The organism is Nocardia sp. NBC_01730, assembly GCF_035920445.1.
Lineage (GTDB): Bacteria > Actinomycetota > Actinomycetes > Mycobacteriales > Mycobacteriaceae > Nocardia.
In genome coordinates this window covers 8,585,851-8,601,011 of record NZ_CP109162.1, presented here as the reverse complement: position 1 = coordinate 8,601,011, position 15,161 = coordinate 8,585,851, and the positions used below count along the sequence as shown (strand labels likewise).

Here is a 15,161-nt window from a genome sequence, read left to right as displayed (position 1 = left end):
ACCCCACCCTGACCCGCACAGAAATTCGCCGACGAAGCGACGAATCCCCCTACCTCGGCGACTGCTCCGACAGCGACCATTCCGCTCGAGACCGTCCCGCCGCTACCTGCCGGCGAGGATGCCGAGCACCGCGTCGGAGGTGTAAAACGGCGCGAGACGCTCGCGGATCAGCCCGGCCAGGACGCCGTTCTTCTTCGCTCCCTCGATCACCGCGGGCCCGTAGCGCAGAATCTCCTCGGCGACGTCGCCGCCGGTGAGCCCGAATTCGGGCAGCATGGCGGCCACGGTGTAGTCGCCGAACTTGGTGAAGAACACCTCGACGCACTCGTCGACGAGCAAGCCGAAGTACTCCTTCTCGCGGGTGGTGACGGCGATCTCGTAGCAGAGCAGAACGAGCTCGTTGAGGTCCTTCTGACTCAGGTATTCGCGCAGACCGCTGACCGGTTCGTCGGCGTGCAGGTCCCAGAACTCCATCGCGGCGTCGTGCACCGGGGCATCGCGCAGCATCTCACGGATGGCGTTGTTGGTGCGTTTGAGCGCGAATAGCGCGCCCTTGCCCGCCAAGTCGCCCACGAACGTACTGTCGGCCACCTTCTTCGCGCGGTTGGCGGCGGACTGGCCCAACGACATGAGCGAGGAGACGCCCGGGATCTTCTCCGCACGCTCCCGGTTGACCTGCATGAAATCGTTGATCAGCTTGTCGACGAACTTCGAGGCGACGGTGGCCACGAGCGGGCTCTCGGTGAGCCGGTCCAGGATGCGTTCCTGGGCCTGGTGCATGCCGAAGATCTTCTCCAGCAGCGCCTCTACCGGCTCACGCTCGACCACCTGGCCGAGCGTGTAGTCGTGGTTGTCGGCGATGTGGTCGTAGACGGAGTCGGCGAATACGCCGACCATGTCGGCGAACACCGGGCTGCCACCGATCAGATCGATGACGGTGCGAACGGTCTGCTTGGCCTGGTCGACCCCGACGATGTCACGGAAGACCAGGGTGTCGGCGACCTCGAGGACGGATTCGGTGTCGCGCGCGAGCACCTCGGCGAAGCGGTCGCCGGTCACCTCGGCGAGCAGAAATTCCACCTGGGCGTCCAGCAGCCGTTCGGCGATCTCACGCGGCTCGCTCATCGAGTTCCACCCATCACAGTCGTAGTCCGGTGCACCCGGCCCGGATTACGGCTCGTGCGTTTCGATGTCGTTGCCGTGCAACGATTTCCGTATCCGATCCAGGCGTGCACGCGCGGCCTTCTCGCGTGCCTCCCATTGTTCGTCGACACCGCGGCCGGCCGGGGTCTCCCGGTCGAGTTCGCCCATCCCCTGGGCGGTGCCGAAGCGCTGCTCGACCTTATCGCGAACTGACTCGAAAGTAGGAACGCCGGACGACGAATATGCGCCACCCGAGACGGATGCCGGAATACCGGACGGCGGTACTGGTACTGCGGGTACCACAGAAACGTCTCCGACCTGCCCGGACACGTCCGGGGCCGCCGCAGGGCCGGATCCGGCCGCGCCCGAAGTGTCAGGACTCACATCGGCCACGGCTCCCGCATCACCTGTCTCGACGAGGCCGAGCAGCGCCGCGTGCGCCGCCGCGAACCTGGGCCGTCCCGCCGTCGCGACCAGCAGAAGCCCCGCCAATTCCGCGTCGGACAGCGCCGCCAGCCGAACCGCGATCTCGCTGTTGTCACTCATACCGCCAGGCTACGCAGCCGTGACCACCGCGAACGGTTCACAGCCGGACGAGGGCGCCCGCCCAGTCGCGTACGAGGTCGTACCAGGCCGAGCCACCGACGACGATCAGGTCGTTGTGGCCCGCGCCGGGAAACACGACGAGCCGTTTCGGCTCCCGCGCCGCGGCGTAGAGCCGTTCAGCGTGCCGCAGCGGCAGCAGTTCGTCCTGGTCTCCGTGCATGATCAGCACCGGGGCGCGCAGCACGCGGATGCGGCGCTCGCTCGGATAGGCGTTCGGCACAAGCGGTGCGGGCAGGAACGGATACACCGAGCGGGCCGCGTCGCGGATGCCGGTGAACGTGGACATCAGCATCAATCCGGCCGGTGGATGCTCCTGCGCCAGTTCGAGCATGACGCCGCCGCCGAGTGACTTCCCCAGGTACAGCACTCGATCCGGGTCGACACCCGGCTGTGCCAGCAGGGCCTTGCGCGCGGCGCGGGCATCGAGGTAAGTGCCGTGCTCGGTCGGCCTGCCGGTGCTGCGTCCGTAGCCGCGGTAATCGAAGGCCAGCACGTCGAATCCGGCCTCGGTGAGCAGCGCGAAGATCGGCACCCTGTCGCCGATGTTGCCTGCGTTGCCGTGCGCGAACAGGATGTGCCCGATCGAATGTCGCGCGGGCATCCACCAGGCATGCAGGATCTCCCCGTCCGCCGTGCGCGGGGACAGCTCGGTGTAGTCCATCCCGACCACCGCCGGAGTCTGCAGCACCGTCCGCTCCGGCATGTAGGTCAGCGCATTGAGGATCGGACTGGCCGGATGTCGCATGCTCACGTTCTTACTCCCTGTCGGCGCCGCAGTGGCAGGCAGGTCGCGCCGCGCGCCGGGAACGGTGCCAGGACGGATCGGCCCCGCCCACCGGTCCGCCCCACGAGGTCGGAAACCCGAGACGGACGGGAAGTCCGCAGCAGTGCGGGGATAGTCCGCGTCGGGCGCGGTGGTGCGCCTGGAGGACCGCAACAGACATGTCCAGGCGGATGGCCAGGTCCGCGTTCAGGTGGCTGCCGAGCGGGCGCGGTTCCACGGCGGAGACGACGAGACCGTGCGGCCGCGTGGGCAGCACGGTCTCGAAGGCGGTGCGGATCAGCCGCGCAGGACTGCGCCGACGGCGTCGGAAGCCGCGGTGACGGCCGCGTCACGCGCCGCGCTGGCCTCGTCCTCGGTGAGTGTCCGGTCGGTGGCACGGAAGCGCAGCGCGTAGGTGAGCGACTTGCGTCCCTCACCCGCCTGGGCGCCCTCGTACACGTCGAACAGCGCGATGTCTTCCAACAGTTCGCCGCCGCCGGTGCGCAACGCGGACTCCACCGACGCGGCGGGGATCGTCTTCTCGACGCTCACCGAAACGTCCTGCAGCACCGCGGGGAACGGGGACACCGTCGGGACCGGCCGGGATTCCCGCAACGGAAGCGCGTCCAGAGCGAGTTCGACGGCGCAGGTGCGCGGCGGCAGACCGGAACGCTCCAGCACGGCAGGGTGCAGTTCGCCCGCGTAACCGACGACGGTTCCCTCGACAACCAGCTCGGCGCAACGGCCAGGGTGCCACGGCAGATAGGCCGCGGCGCGGCGTTCGATGGTCACGCCCGCCGCGTCGGCGACCGCGTCGGCGAGGGCGAATGCGTCGGCGGCTTCGGCCGGGCGGCCCTCGCCCCACGGCCCGCGCGGTTCGCGGCGGCCGGTCAGGACAGCCGCCACGTGCACCGGCTGGGCGGGCAGCGAATCGAGCAGTTCGGCGATCTCGTCGTCGGTCGGACGCCGATCCACCGGCAGCGCCTCGACCGGCCTTGTGTTCGGTCCGGGCAGCACGACCTGCGCGATGCCGTAGACGGCGAGGTCACGCGCACCGCGCGAAATATTGCGTGCGGCCACCTCGAGCAGACCGGGCAGCAAGGTGGTGGCCAGCTCGGCACGCTCGACGTCGAGCGGGTTCACCACTCGGGTGGTGGCGCGGCGCGGGTCGTCGACGTCCAGACCCCAGGTGTCGAACACCCCGGCGGGCAGGAACACCGGCGGCGGTACCTCCACGCAGCCCGCGAATGCCAGCGCACGGCTGACCGCGCGGCGGCGGCGTTGCGCCGGGGTGAGACCACGTCCGGCCGGCGCGGTCGGCAGCACGGACGGGATCTGTTCGAGCCCCTCCAGCCGCAACACCTCTTCCACCAGGTCGGCGGGCTGGGCCAGGTCGGGGCGCCAGCTCGGGGGTGTGACCACCAGCTGGCCGTGCCCGGCGTCGCTGACGCCGACCTCGACGAGGCAGCCGATCTGGGCAAGGCGCCGCGCCGAGGTCCCGGTCGGGTAGATGACGCCCGCGACGCGGTCGGCCAGGTCGATGTCGATGCGGATCGGCTCGGCAGCCCGAACCGGGGGGCGGATATCGGTGAGTACGGATTCGACTGTGCCACCGGCGATTTCGGCGAGGAGTGTGGCGGCTCGGTCGAGTGCGGCGACGTTGATCTCGGGATCGACCACCCGCTCGTAGCGCTTGCCCGCCTCGGACACCAGCTTGTGCCTGCGCGCGGTCCGGTAGACCAGCAGCGGATTCCAGGTGGCCGCTTCCAACAGGATGTCGGTGCTCTCGGCGCCGACCTCGGTGCTCGCGCCACCCATCACGCCGGCTAAGGAGACGACGCCGGAATCGTCGGCGATCACCACGTCTTCGGCGTCGAGCACCCGCTCCACATCGTCCAGGGTGCGCAGCGTCTCGCCATGCTTCGCGGTGCGGACCACCAGCCCGCCCGACACCTTCTCCGCATCGAAGGCGTGCAGTGGCTGACCGAGCTCGAGCATCACGTAGTTGGTGACATCGACCGCGGGCGAGATCGGGCGCACGCCCGACAGCAGCAGCCTGCGCTGCAACCACCAGGGACTGACCGCTTTCGGGTCGATGCCGGTGACCCGGCGCGCCGCGAAACGGGTGCACTGGGAGCTCGGCTCGACCTGGATCGGCCAGGCCTCCTGCTCGTCGGCGGGCAGCGTCCGCACGGCCGGGTCGGCGTAGTCGAGATCGAAACCGCAGGCCAGTTCGCGGGCCAGGCCGCGCACCGAGAAGCAGTAGCCGCGGTCTGGGGTGATGTTCAGCTCGATGACCGTGTCGTCGAGGCCGAGCAGTTCGTTGGCGTCGATGCCCGGCTCCGCGGTGCCCGGCTCCAGTACCAGAATGCCGGAATGGTCCTTGCCGATGCCGAGTTCGGCGACCGAGCAGATCATGCCGTTCGAGACGTGGCCGTAGGTCTTGCGCGAGGTGATGCGGAACCCGCCGGGCAGCACACCGCCCGGCAGGACGACGACCACCAGGTCGCCGACCTCGAAGTTCCGTGCGCCGCAGACGATCTCCTGCAGCGCGGGAAGGCCGACGTCGACCGTGCAGAATCGGATCGGCTTCTTGAACTCCGTGAGCTCGGTGATCTCCGCGACCCGGCCGACCACCAACAGCCGCGCGGTGTCCGGTCCCTCCCCGTTCCCCACCGGGTCACCGGTGACCCGCTCGAGTTTGTCGACCTCTTCGACTTCCAAACCCACCCGGACGAACCCCGCGTCGAGCTCTTCCGGCGACACCGACCAGTCGGGGTTGGTGCGCTGGATGATGTCGGTCAGCCAGGACTGCGCTACTCGCACTTGACGTTTCGCTCTCTCGATCGAAGGGTGAGGTCAGGACCGGATACCGAAGGGCAGCGTGAAACGCACGTCGCCTTCGACGATGTCCCGCATGTCCGGGATGCCGTTGCGGAACTGCAGGGTCCGCTCCATGCCCATACCGAAAGCGAACCCGCTGTACACCTCGGGATCGATCCCACTGGCGATCAGCACCTTCGGGTTCACCATGCCGCAGCCGCCCCATTCGACCCAGCCCGCGCCGCCCTTCTTGTCCGGGAACCACACGTCGACCTCGGCAGAGGGCTCGGTGAACGGAAAGTAGTTGGGGCGCATGCGCGTACGGGTGTCTGGACCGAACAGCGCCCTGGCGAAGGCGTCCAGGGTCCCGCGCAGGTGCGCCATGGTCAGGCCCTTGTCCACCGCCAGACCCTCGACCTGGGAGAACACCGGCGTGTGCGTGGCGTCCAGCTCGTCGGTTCGGAAGGTGCGCCCGGGGCAGACCACGTAAATCGGCAGCTTGCGTTCCAGCATGGAGCGCACTTGCACCGGGGAGGTGTGTGTGCGCAGTACCTGGCGCGAACCCTCCGGCGCGATGTGGAAAGTGTCCTGCATGGTTCGGGCGGGGTGGTCGGGCAGGAAGTTCAGCGCGTCGAAGTTGAAGTGCTCGGTCTCCACCTCAGGGCCCTCGGCGACCTCCCAGCCCATCGCGACGAACACGTCGGCGATCTGCTCGGAGATGACGGTGATCGGGTGCCTGGCGCCGACCGGCGTACGGCGAGCGGGGAGCGTCACGTCGATGGCCTCGGCGACCAGCACTGCGGCGTCGCGCTCGGCGAGCAGCGTGGCACGGCGCGCCTCGAAAGCCTCGGACACCCGGCCGCGCGCGATGTTCACTCGCTTTCCGGCGTCGGCCTTCGCCGATTTCGGCAGACTACCCAGCGCGCGCTGCGCCAGGGCCAGCGGCGCCCTGCCGCCGAGATGCTCGGTTTTCGCGACCGCGAGCGCATCCAGATCGCCGGCAGCGGCAAACGCCTTCTCGGCGGCCGCCGCTGCCGCGGCCAGTGCCTCCTCGGTCAGCGCCGCGTTCTGCTCGCCTGCGTCGATGTCGTCGGCCACGATGCTCCGTCTCTCCCCTGGGGGTCGGTTCGCGGGCACAGCTGATTGCCTACCCACATTGCTGCTGGTCGAATCGTATTCGATGCCTCGTAGACAATTCACACGGATTCCCCCGCTATCACGGACCAAATGGTCTCTCAGCTGCCGCGGATCCGGGATTCGCCCGCGAAACGCGCTGATGACGCGCCTCGCCGCCACGGAAGACTGGTCTCGTCACGACGAGAGTGTCCGGACAGCAATACGGTTCCGGACCCTCGGCAACTGCGCTCGTGTGCCTATCTCCGGACACCCCGTACCCCTCGGTGTCACCGACGCTTCTGTGCGCCCTCCCGCCGAGCAGCGGAAAGGACGCACAGATCGGCACTCAGTCCGCCGAGACCACCCGACGCGGCAGCAGCAGCGACGCCAGCGCACCCACTGCCACGATCGCCGCGCCGACCCATACCGCAGGCACCAGCCCGTCGACGTAACTCTGCGGGCCGAGGTAGGAACCATAGGAGGCGAATACCGAAGCCAGCACTGCAACACCCATCGCCACGCCCACCTCGCGGATGGTGTTGTTGGTACCCGAGGCCATGGCCCGGTCCTCCGATGAGGCACTGGCCATCACGATGGTGGACGCGGGGGCGAAGGTCAGGCCCATACCCACACCCGCGAGCAGGAACGGCGCGACGAATGCTCCATAGTCGATGTCCACCGATGTGATCGCCGCTATCCAGGCCAGCGCCGCGGCGAGCAATCCCTGACCGGTGCTGATCAACGTGCGCGCACCGACCCGGTCGACCAGCAGGCCCGCGATCGGCGCCACGATCATGGGGGCCATCGTCCACGGCATCGTGCGCACTCCTGATTCCAGCGGGCTGTAGCCCTGCACCACCTGGAAGTACTGCGCGAGCAGGAAGATCGAACCGAACACCCCGACCGAGAAGGCGAATCCGACGACGTTGCTCACGCTGAACGCCCGGGAACGGAACAGCCGCAGCGGCAGCATCGGCTCCGGCGCGCGCAGTTCCCAACCGATCAGGCAGGCCAGCAGTGCGGCGCCGCCGATCAGCGCGGACAAGACGCCCGCCGAGGTCCAGCCGTCGTCGGCGCCGTGGATCACGCCCCACACCACTGCGAGCACGCCGCCCGCCGACAGCAGCAGACCGACCGGGTCGAGGCGCCGGTTGCCGCCGTGCGACTCGGCGAGCACCCGCGCGGCGAAGGGCAGCACCGCGAGACCGACAGGCACGTTCAGCCAGAAGATCCAGTGCCAGCTCAGCCCGTCCACCACGGCCCCGCCGATGAGCGGACCGAGCGCGATACCGAGACCGGCGAGACCGCCCCAGATGCCGATGGCCGCGTTGCGCATCCACTCCGGAACGGCCGCCGAGAGCAGCGTCAGGGACAGCGGCATCACGGCCGCCGCGCCGAAGCCCTGAATCGCTCGTGCGGCGATCAGCATGCCCGGTCCGGTGGCCAGTGCACAGGCCGCGGACGCCAGCGTGAACAGCGCGATGCCCGCCAGAAAGACCCGGCGCCTGCCGAGCCGGTCACCGACGGCCGACGCCGTGAGCAGTAGCGAGGCGAAGGACAACGTGTAGGCGTTCACGAACCACTGCAGGTCGGCCAGCGAGGCGCCCAGCTCGGTGCGGATCACCGGCAGCGCGTTCGTCACGACCAGGTTGTCCAGCGTGACCATGAACATCGGGATACCGACGGCGACCAGCACGGCGGCGAGCGCCCGCCCGCCGATCGCGACCGTGGGTGCGGCGACAGGTGCCGCGGCAGATCGGAGAGTCTCGGTCATGTCCCGTCCTTGTTGTAATTGACTGATAACTAACCGTTCGAAGAGTATGCATTGACTGATAACATGTCAAGATCCGCACGAAGCAGAGGAGAAGAGAACTCCCGATGGCGCATTCGACCAGAACCAGGATGACCGCCGCCGAACGCGGCGAGCAGGTGCTGCGTGCGGCCGTAGATGCCTTCGCCGAGTCCGGTTACGCGGCCACAAAGACCGACGAGATCGCCAGGCGCGCAGGCGTTTCGCAGCCATACGTGATACGACTCTTCGGCAGCAAACAGCAGCTGTTCCGCGCGGCCCTGCACCGCGTGTGTGACCGGATCGAGGAAATCTTCCGTTCGTCACGCGCAGAGGCAGGCCCTGGCGCGAGCCCCGATGAAGCGCTGCGCGCGCTCGGCAACGGCTACTCGGTGTTTCTGGCCGAGCGAGAACTGCTCCAATTGCTGCTGCACGGGTTCTCGGCCAGCGCGGACCCGGCGATAGGCGACGATGTCCGTGCGCGTTTCGGCCGGATCTACGCCCTGGTGCGCGAACTGACCGGCGCACAGGAATCCGAGGCGCGGCGGTTCCTGGCCACCGGGATGCTGCTCACGGTGATGAGCGCGATGCGTGTCGCAGGGCCGGATGCGGTGCCTGCGGTGTGGGCGGCGGAGATTTTGGCGGATCTGAGCGCGAACGGCGATTGAGGAGGCGCGGGCCGTCTCACGCGCTAGCCGCGGTTAATGACGATCGAGTCTGCCCGCTGAAGGCCATTGACCAGGCGTGCGTCCGTTCTCGCTATCAAGCCGGATGCGCGCACGCGTTGGTCCCACGCGATCCCAGGGAAGACGCGCGACGTCAGGAACCGGCGCGGTAGCGAACACGGGAGTTCGCGTAGAGGCAGATCGCCGCGGCAGTGGCCAAATTCAGGCTCTCGGCACGGCCGCGAATCGGGATGCGGATGCGATGATCGGCGCGAGACGCGACGACGGGGTCCAGGCCGTGCGCCTCATTGCCGAACAGCCAGGCGACGGGTTCGGTGAACAGCTCGTCGGCGTCGTCCAGGTCGACTTCGCCGTTGGCGGCGGTCGCGAGGATCGTGATGCCCGCGGCCACAAGCGAATCCACCGTCTCGCCGACATCCCGGTGCCGCGCGATCGGCACGTGGAAAATGCTGCCCGCGCTCGCACGCACGCATTTTCCGTTGTGCGGGTCGACGGCGTCTCCTGCCAGCACCACCCCGTCGGCGCCGACCGAATCGGCGACCCGGACGAGTGTTCCGGCATTGCCCGGCTCGGCCATCTCGACGGGAACGGCCAGCATCCGCGGGCCCTGCTCGAGTATCCGCGCTAGGGGCACGTCTATGAGGTCGCACACCGCGACCAGTCCCGGAGCAGTGACGGTTTCGCCGAGATGCTGCGCTGCGCGATCGCTCACCAGCGTGCTGCGCACCCCCGCGGCGGCCGCACCGGCGATCAGCGCGTGCTCACGCTCGGCGGCAGCCATCGAGTAGAACAGCTCATGCACTCGCCCGGTGCTCAGCGCCGCGGCAACGGCGTTGGCTCCCTCGGCAAGGAATCGGCCCGCCTTCCTGCGCTGCGCGCCGCGCTGCAGCTTGACAGCGGAAACGACCCGCGGATTGCGCTCGCTGAGCGCCTCCACGGGTCGTTCCGAAAGTCGTCCGTGTGTCAACCGATTTCCGCGACTCAGGCAGCCGGGGCGTTGACGTCCTGCGGGAGAGCGGCCTTGGCGATCGCCACGAGACCGGCGAACGCCTCGGCGTCCGACACCGCGAGCTCGGCGAGGATCTTGCGGTCCACCTCGACACCGGCGGCCTTCAGGCCCTGGATGAAGCGGTTGTAGGTGATGTCGTTGATCCGCGCCGCGGCGTTGATGCGGGCGATCCACAGCTTACGGAAGTCACCCTTGCGCGCCCGGCGGTCACGGTAGGCGTAGGCGAGCGAGTGCAGCTGCTGTTCCTTGGCCTTGCGGTACAGCCGCGAGCGCTGGCCGCGGTAACCCTTGGAGGCCTCGAGGATGGAACGGCGCTTCTTCTGAGCGTTGACGGCCCTTTTGACGCGTGCCACTGGTCAGTCCTGTTCGATCTGGGGGCGCGGGCGGCGCCCGAAATTGGTCGGGGTGGCGCCGGAGAATCTCCGGTCGCGGTGTGCTGGTAGCTAGCCTGCGCGATGGCGCAATCAGATAGCGAGCAGCTTCTTCACGCGACGGACGTCGGCAGCCGCGACGACCTCCGTGCCGTCCAGACGACGAGTCCGGCGGGTGGGCTTGTGCTCGAACAGGTGGCGACGGTTCGCCTGCTGGCGAAGCAGCTTGCCTTTACCGGACACCTTGAATCGCTTCGAGGCGCCGCTGTGGCTCTTCATCTTCGGCATGGATTCCTCTATCTGTCGTTCCGGCGGCCCTCACGGACCGCCGGTGCTCTGATCGGTGTTACTGCGGAGGCGCTGCCGTCTCGGCCCGCTCCGCGGCCGGTTCACCGGCCGGTGCGGCGCTGGGCGCCGGGCGCGGGGCCGACTCCTGCTGCGCCTTCACCCGCGTCTTCGCACCCTTGTGGGGGGCGAGGACCATGGTCATGTTGCGACCGTCCTGTTTGGCCGAGGTCTCTACGAAACCCAGCTCGGCAACGTCGGAGGCCAGCCGCTGCAGCAACCGGAACCCGAGTTCGGGCCGGGACTGCTCGCGACCCCGGAACATGATCGTCACCTTGACCTTCGACCCCGCCTCGAGGAAGCGGACCACATTCCGCTTCTTCGTCTCGTAGTCGTGGTCGTCGATCTTCGGGCGGAGCTTCTGCTCCTTGATCACGGTCTGCTGCTGGTTCTTCCGGGACTCACGCGCCTTCTGCGCCGTCTCGTACTTGAACTTGCCGTAGTCCATGATCTTGCAGACCGGTGGACGGGCATCCGGGGCCACCTCGACCAAGTCGAGGTCGGCTTCGAGGGCGACGCGTAGTGCATCTTCAACACGCACGATCCCAACCTGCTCGCCGCCAGGTCCGATGAGCCGGACTTCGGGAACACGGATGCGATCGTTGATGCGGGTCTCAGTGCTGATGGGGCCTCCTAGGTCAAGCGGTGTGGTCGGACGACCGCACGCAGTAACTGCAACCCCTGTTCAACACAAAGGCCCCGGTGCGCTATTCCGCACGGGGCCCGGTGTCGACCGATCGCCGACCGCGAAAACACTCGGGTCGACCCTTGTGCGGCGGCTCTCCCGCGAGAACCCCGGCACAAGAAACCCGCCCCATAAGGACGGGTGACCGGACCGTCTGACCCGTACGATCGCTCGTCGGCAACGGTGGGAGTCGGGCTCCACTTATCAGGCCCCGGGCAGGCCCGGGGCGGTCGTCAGCGGAAAGTCTAACATTCTGTTCGGCTATCGCCGAATCGGGACGAAAACCACTTGCCGAACCACCCGGCGCGTGCCACGCTCCCCCGATGCCCACACCGCCCACACCACGCCGTGACCTGCTGCGATGGCAATTCGACCTGACCTGGTCGCTCGCCGGAATCCACCTCGACACGCTCATGCAGGACGACTTCCTCTGGGAGCCCACCGACCTCGTCTGGACGGTACGACCGGATCCCGAAGGCGTATGGCGGCCGGACTGGGCCGATACCGAACCCGACCCCATGCCGGTCCCGACCATCGGCTGGCTCACGTGGCACATCGGCTGGTGGTGGGGCACGGCCATCGACCACGTCGAGAAGCGCACCGCACCAGCGCGGGAGGACGTGCACTGGCCCGGCGACGGCGCCGCCACCATCACCTGCCTGCGCGATCTACGCGAGGAGTGGGTGCGCGTACTCGACGGACTCACCGAAACCGATCTGGACCTCCCGTCCGCCTATCCATGGCCCGCCGACGCTGGGCTGACCATCGCACACCTGGCGGGCTGGGTGAACGCGGAGCTGATGAAGAACGTCGCGGAGATCGGCCACCTCCGGATGCTGCGCGCGGCGTCGCTAGCCTGAAGGGCATGACTGAAGAGCTCGACACCTCCGTGCGCGAACTGGCCGACATCCCCGCGGTCGAGGTGATCAGCCGCGCCGCCGTGATGCTGATGAGCTCGGCGGCGGAGAAGCTCGGGCTCGCCGACGAGGATCCGGCCACCAGCCCGCGCCGCGACCTGGACGAGGCGCGGCGAGTGATCACCGCACTGGCCGGGCTGGTCACAGCCTCGGTGGAGTATCTCGGCCCGCATGCCGGGCCGATCCGCGAGGGGCTGCAATCGCTGCAACGCGCCTTCAGGGAGTCTTCCGCGCACCCCGACGAGCCGGGCAAGGGCCCCGGCGAGAAGTACACCGGCCCGGTCTACTGACCGCGCCGATCCCAAACTGTGCTGCGCGATCTCCAAGAAAATGTCCGAGGAACTGGGTCGAGGTGATCGCCGAGCACACCGGCACCGATCCGCAGCGGGACCACTACCCGCGGCTCATGGCGGGCGTGACCGCCGCAGTCGGCGAACCGGCCATGCCGGCCTACTTGCAGAACTCCAGCAGCCCGTCGGTACCGCTGGTAATTTTCGCGACCGCTTTCGGATACTGTGCGCCGGAGTCGATCGAACCATCGGCGTCAGCGCGTGTTGCGTTGTCGGACAGGCGATCAGCGTCGAGGTAGACGTTGCGCGCCAGCGGCATTTCCGGACGTTCATGACGTGCGTTGATGGGTGTGTGGCTATTCGGCGCTGACCGGATACGAGCCGGACAGCCGCTTCTCATTCCAGTGTTCGTAGTGTGACGAGATTACGTTTCTATGGCGGGTCAGCGAAAACTGACGTCATTGGCTTCCCGGATCAGCGCTGCGGCGAGACGTGCATAGTCGGCGGCCATATCTCGCGATGGGACGGGCCGGTTGTTGGTCAGCCACCACGTGACGGTCTGCAGGAACATTCCGCCCAGGAGTGTGGCGACGAGGTCGTCCACCGGCGACGGCAGCGGCAGGTGTTCTATGGTCATCGAGGTCACAGTGTCCTGGATGCGTGCGGCGAACCACTGGCTACCCTTGCGTCCGAGCAGGGCGCGGTAGACCCGATCGTAGCGCGCGACGTCGTCGAAGAAGGTCTCCAGTCTGCGCAACCGGTCGAATTCGGAGTTGCCACCGCTGCTGTCGGTGAGCGCCGCGGCCGCCTCGTCGAAGATCTGTTCGACGAGCTGATACTTGTCACGGTAGTTGCGGTAGAAAGCGGCACGGCTCACCATCGCCCGTTCGGCGATCTGCCCGACGGTCACGCGGTCGAATCCGTGTTCCTCGATGAGTTCGACAAGCGCTTCCCGCAGCAGGGTCCGGGTACGTCGCACCCGAACGTTCTCCCGTGAGTGAGACACTTTCGGCTCCTTGTCTACGTCGAGACGACACGGCGCAGCTGTGACTGTTGCCGTGCCGTATCTGCCACAACCATTGGCCATGGACAGTATGCCCAGAGCGAGACAGTGCGTCTCGGTCGGAAGGACTTCAAAGACCGTGTCAACACAGCTCGAGCCGTGGACAGCCCCGCTGGCAGATTCCTGAACAGCGACGACCCGCAACAGCTCGCATCCAGCAGTCGGAGCATCCAGCACAGCAGGCCAGCAAATCCGCGAGCCTCGGCAGCTGCAAAATACGCCCCACCGTCCTGGGCATCCAGCGCACCAACCCCCAGACACCTACAAACTTAGGGAGACCAATGAACCGCGAATCCCAGGAGACATCGTCGATGCGTGCCGTGGAGCACGACTACTACGGGGCGCCCGACGTGCTGACGGTCCGGCACGTGGCCCGTCCGGAACCCGGCCCGGGGGAAGTGCTGGTCCGTGTGCGTGGATCGGCCGTGAACCCCGCGGATACGAAAATCCGTTCCGGCGCACTCAAACTCATGTCCGGACGACGCTTCCCCAAGCGGACGGGAGTCGAATTCTCAGGCGAGCTCGCTGCGGTCGGCTCGAAAGTCACCGGCCTCACAGTAGGCCAGCCCGTGTGGGGATTCCTCGGCGATGCGTCCGGAAAGTACGGAGCCGCAGCCGAATACGTCACCGCCGACGCCCGAGCGATCGGCCCGGCGCCGACCACGATCGATCTGCTGCACGCGGCAGCACTTCCGACCGGCGGCGTCACCGCGCTGCTTGCCCTGCGGGACGCACTGAAGGTGGCCCCCGGCCACGACCTACTGGTCGTCGGCGCCAGCGGCGGAGTCGGCAGCACAGCCATCCAACTAGGCGTAGCGATGGGCGCCGAAGTCACCGCAGTAGCGAGTTCTGCCAATCACGACCTCTGCCGTGCACTCGGCGCCGTGCACACCGTCGACTACGCCGACGCGGCCGGTGTGACAGGACAGTTCGACGCGGTCCTGGACTGCCACGGAACATCGCTGGGTACCTACCGTCGCCTGCTGCGACGACGCGGCAGAATGCTGAGCACGGCCCCGCGCGCCATCAGGTACGCGCTATTCAGCACAGTGCTGGCGGGACCACGAGTCCGTCTGGTCATGGCGAAATCGCGCCGCGCCGAACTGGCCACTCTCGCCGAGTATGTCGACTCCGGCCGCCTCCGCCCGGTGATCGACGACGTGTACCCGCTGCACGACATCGCGAAGGTGCACCTGCTGGTCGAATCCGGGCATGCCCGCGGCAAGCGGGTGATCGCCATCGACAGCAACTGACCCCGTGAGCGCCGACCGGTGCGGCCGTGTCTGTCGGCGTCATCTTCTCGTACCCGAGCTGACCATGCCGGACAGACGTCGCGTTGCCGAACTCCTGCACAAGCGCCCGGCGCTGCTCGATCTGACCAGCGGACGTTTCGCCGACGCCGCACAGGACTGGGCGCGACCGCGTCGGACCGGCCGATGTGGTCCAAGCCGAAGGAACTCGCCGAGCTGATCCACACCATCGCAAACCGCTGACGCGGCGGAACGAGGAAAGGCGGCGCGGCCACCGCATTCGGTGCACCGCGCCGCCCGAACGG

16 protein-coding genes are annotated in these 15,161 nt (G+C 67.8%); 4 read left to right on the top strand and 12 right to left on the bottom strand.

What is annotated here, in order from left to right:
* Positions 1-102: 102 nt before the first annotated feature.
* The 6 genes from OHB12_RS35630 to OHB12_RS35605 form a co-directional block, all read right to left on the bottom strand.
* Positions 103-1,125, bottom strand: coding sequence for a hypothetical protein (locus OHB12_RS35630; protein WP_327114819.1), 1,023 nt, complete (start codon positions 1,123-1,125; stop codon positions 103-105).
* Positions 1,126-1,170: 45 nt separating this feature from the next.
* Complete coding sequence (locus OHB12_RS35625) at positions 1,171-1,689, bottom strand: hypothetical protein (protein ID WP_327114817.1); 519 nt, start codon at positions 1,687-1,689, stop codon at positions 1,171-1,173.
* A 37-nt stretch (positions 1,690-1,726) separates the two neighbouring features.
* Positions 1,727-2,494: an alpha/beta hydrolase gene (locus OHB12_RS35620; RefSeq protein WP_327121785.1), complete on the bottom strand. Its 768-nt coding sequence runs from the start codon at positions 2,492-2,494 to the stop codon at positions 1,727-1,729.
* 315 nt (positions 2,495-2,809) lie between these two features.
* Positions 2,810-5,338, bottom strand: a complete 2,529-nt coding sequence (gene pheT, locus OHB12_RS35615; RefSeq protein WP_327114815.1) for a phenylalanine--tRNA ligase subunit beta — start codon at positions 5,336-5,338, stop codon at positions 2,810-2,812.
* A 33-nt stretch (positions 5,339-5,371) separates the two neighbouring features.
* Entirely contained in the window at positions 5,372-6,433 is a 1,062-nt protein-coding gene (gene pheS / locus OHB12_RS35610; protein WP_327114813.1) for a phenylalanine--tRNA ligase subunit alpha, read from the bottom strand.
* A 364-nt stretch (positions 6,434-6,797) separates the two neighbouring features.
* A complete protein-coding gene (locus OHB12_RS35605; RefSeq protein WP_327114811.1) occupies positions 6,798-8,225 on the bottom strand; it encodes a DHA2 family efflux MFS transporter permease subunit in 1,428 nt (475 codons plus the stop codon).
* A 104-nt stretch (positions 8,226-8,329) separates the two neighbouring features.
* Between OHB12_RS35605 and OHB12_RS35600 the strand changes: the two genes are divergently transcribed.
* Positions 8,330-8,908: a TetR/AcrR family transcriptional regulator gene (locus OHB12_RS35600; RefSeq protein ID WP_327114809.1), complete on the top strand. Its 579-nt coding sequence runs from the start codon at positions 8,330-8,332 to the stop codon at positions 8,906-8,908.
* 151 nt (positions 8,909-9,059) lie between these two features.
* Here the strand turns inward: OHB12_RS35600 and OHB12_RS35595 are convergent, their stop codons facing one another.
* The 4 genes from OHB12_RS35595 to infC all read right to left on the bottom strand — a co-directional run bounded on the left by OHB12_RS35595 (position 9,060) and on the right by infC (position 11,276).
* A complete protein-coding gene (locus OHB12_RS35595; RefSeq protein WP_327114807.1) occupies positions 9,060-9,863 on the bottom strand; it encodes a TrmH family RNA methyltransferase in 804 nt (267 codons plus the stop codon).
* A 44-nt stretch (positions 9,864-9,907) separates the two neighbouring features.
* Positions 9,908-10,288 (bottom strand): 50S ribosomal protein L20, encoded by a 381-nt coding sequence (gene rplT, locus OHB12_RS35590; protein WP_327114805.1) that lies wholly within the window; start codon positions 10,286-10,288, stop codon positions 9,908-9,910.
* Positions 10,289-10,399: 111 nt separating this feature from the next.
* Positions 10,400-10,594 (bottom strand): 50S ribosomal protein L35, encoded by a 195-nt coding sequence (gene rpmI / locus OHB12_RS35585; RefSeq protein ID WP_327114804.1) that lies wholly within the window; start codon positions 10,592-10,594, stop codon positions 10,400-10,402.
* Between the two features lie 58 nt (positions 10,595-10,652).
* Positions 10,653-11,276: a translation initiation factor IF-3 gene (gene infC / locus OHB12_RS35580; protein ID WP_327121783.1), complete on the bottom strand. Its 624-nt coding sequence runs from the start codon at positions 11,274-11,276 to the stop codon at positions 10,653-10,655.
* Positions 11,277-11,659: 383 nt separating this feature from the next.
* Between infC and OHB12_RS35575 the strand changes: the two genes are divergently transcribed.
* Both OHB12_RS35575 and OHB12_RS35570 read left to right on the top strand, forming a co-directional pair.
* Entirely contained in the window at positions 11,660-12,196 is a 537-nt protein-coding gene (locus OHB12_RS35575; RefSeq protein ID WP_327114802.1) for a DinB family protein, read from the top strand.
* A gap of 5 nt (positions 12,197-12,201) precedes the next feature.
* The gene (locus tag OHB12_RS35570) at positions 12,202-12,543 is read left to right on the top strand and encodes a DUF1844 domain-containing protein (RefSeq protein WP_327114800.1); all 342 of its coding nucleotides are present in this window, start codon (positions 12,202-12,204) and stop codon (positions 12,541-12,543) included.
* A gap of 160 nt (positions 12,544-12,703) precedes the next feature.
* On the opposite strand, the gene OHB12_RS35565 is transcribed toward OHB12_RS35570, so the two are convergent.
* Both OHB12_RS35565 and OHB12_RS35560 read right to left on the bottom strand, forming a co-directional pair.
* Positions 12,704-12,862 carry a hypothetical protein gene (locus OHB12_RS35565; RefSeq protein WP_327114798.1) on the bottom strand — a complete coding sequence of 53 codons (159 nt, stop codon included), beginning with the start codon at positions 12,860-12,862 and terminating at the stop codon, positions 12,704-12,706.
* 123 nt (positions 12,863-12,985) lie between these two features.
* Positions 12,986-13,549 (bottom strand): TetR/AcrR family transcriptional regulator, encoded by a 564-nt coding sequence (locus OHB12_RS35560; protein ID WP_327114796.1) that lies wholly within the window; start codon positions 13,547-13,549, stop codon positions 12,986-12,988.
* A gap of 338 nt (positions 13,550-13,887) precedes the next feature.
* Between OHB12_RS35560 and OHB12_RS35555 the strand changes: the two genes are divergently transcribed.
* Positions 13,888-14,859 (top strand): NAD(P)-dependent alcohol dehydrogenase, encoded by a 972-nt coding sequence (locus OHB12_RS35555; RefSeq protein WP_327114794.1) that lies wholly within the window; start codon positions 13,888-13,890, stop codon positions 14,857-14,859.
* Positions 14,860-15,161 lie beyond the last annotated feature (302 nt).

Bases quoted from the DNA above. Each gene is read 5' to 3' on its own strand.
- OHB12_RS35575 (WP_327114802.1), top strand. From the start codon at position 11,660: ATGCCCACACCGCCCACACCACGCCGTGACCTGCTGCGATGGCAATTC.
- OHB12_RS35605 (WP_327114811.1), bottom strand. From the start codon at position 8,225: ATGACCGAGACTCTCCGATCTGCCGCGGCACCTGTCGCCGCACCCACG.
- OHB12_RS35555 (WP_327114794.1), top strand. From the start codon at position 13,888: ATGAACCGCGAATCCCAGGAGACATCGTCGATGCGTGCCGTGGAGCAC.
- rpmI (WP_327114804.1), bottom strand. From the start codon at position 10,594: ATGCCGAAGATGAAGAGCCACAGCGGCGCCTCGAAGCGATTCAAGGTG.
- OHB12_RS35620 (WP_327121785.1), bottom strand. From the start codon at position 2,494: ATGCGACATCCGGCCAGTCCGATCCTCAATGCGCTGACCTACATGCCG.
- OHB12_RS35630 (WP_327114819.1), bottom strand. From the start codon at position 1,125: ATGAGCGAGCCGCGTGAGATCGCCGAACGGCTGCTGGACGCCCAGGTG.
- OHB12_RS35625 (WP_327114817.1), bottom strand. From the start codon at position 1,689: ATGAGTGACAACAGCGAGATCGCGGTTCGGCTGGCGGCGCTGTCCGAC.
- OHB12_RS35570 (WP_327114800.1), top strand. From the start codon at position 12,202: ATGACTGAAGAGCTCGACACCTCCGTGCGCGAACTGGCCGACATCCCC.
- OHB12_RS35600 (WP_327114809.1), top strand. From the start codon at position 8,330: ATGGCGCATTCGACCAGAACCAGGATGACCGCCGCCGAACGCGGCGAG.
- OHB12_RS35565 (WP_327114798.1), bottom strand. From the start codon at position 12,862: ATGCCGCTGGCGCGCAACGTCTACCTCGACGCTGATCGCCTGTCCGAC.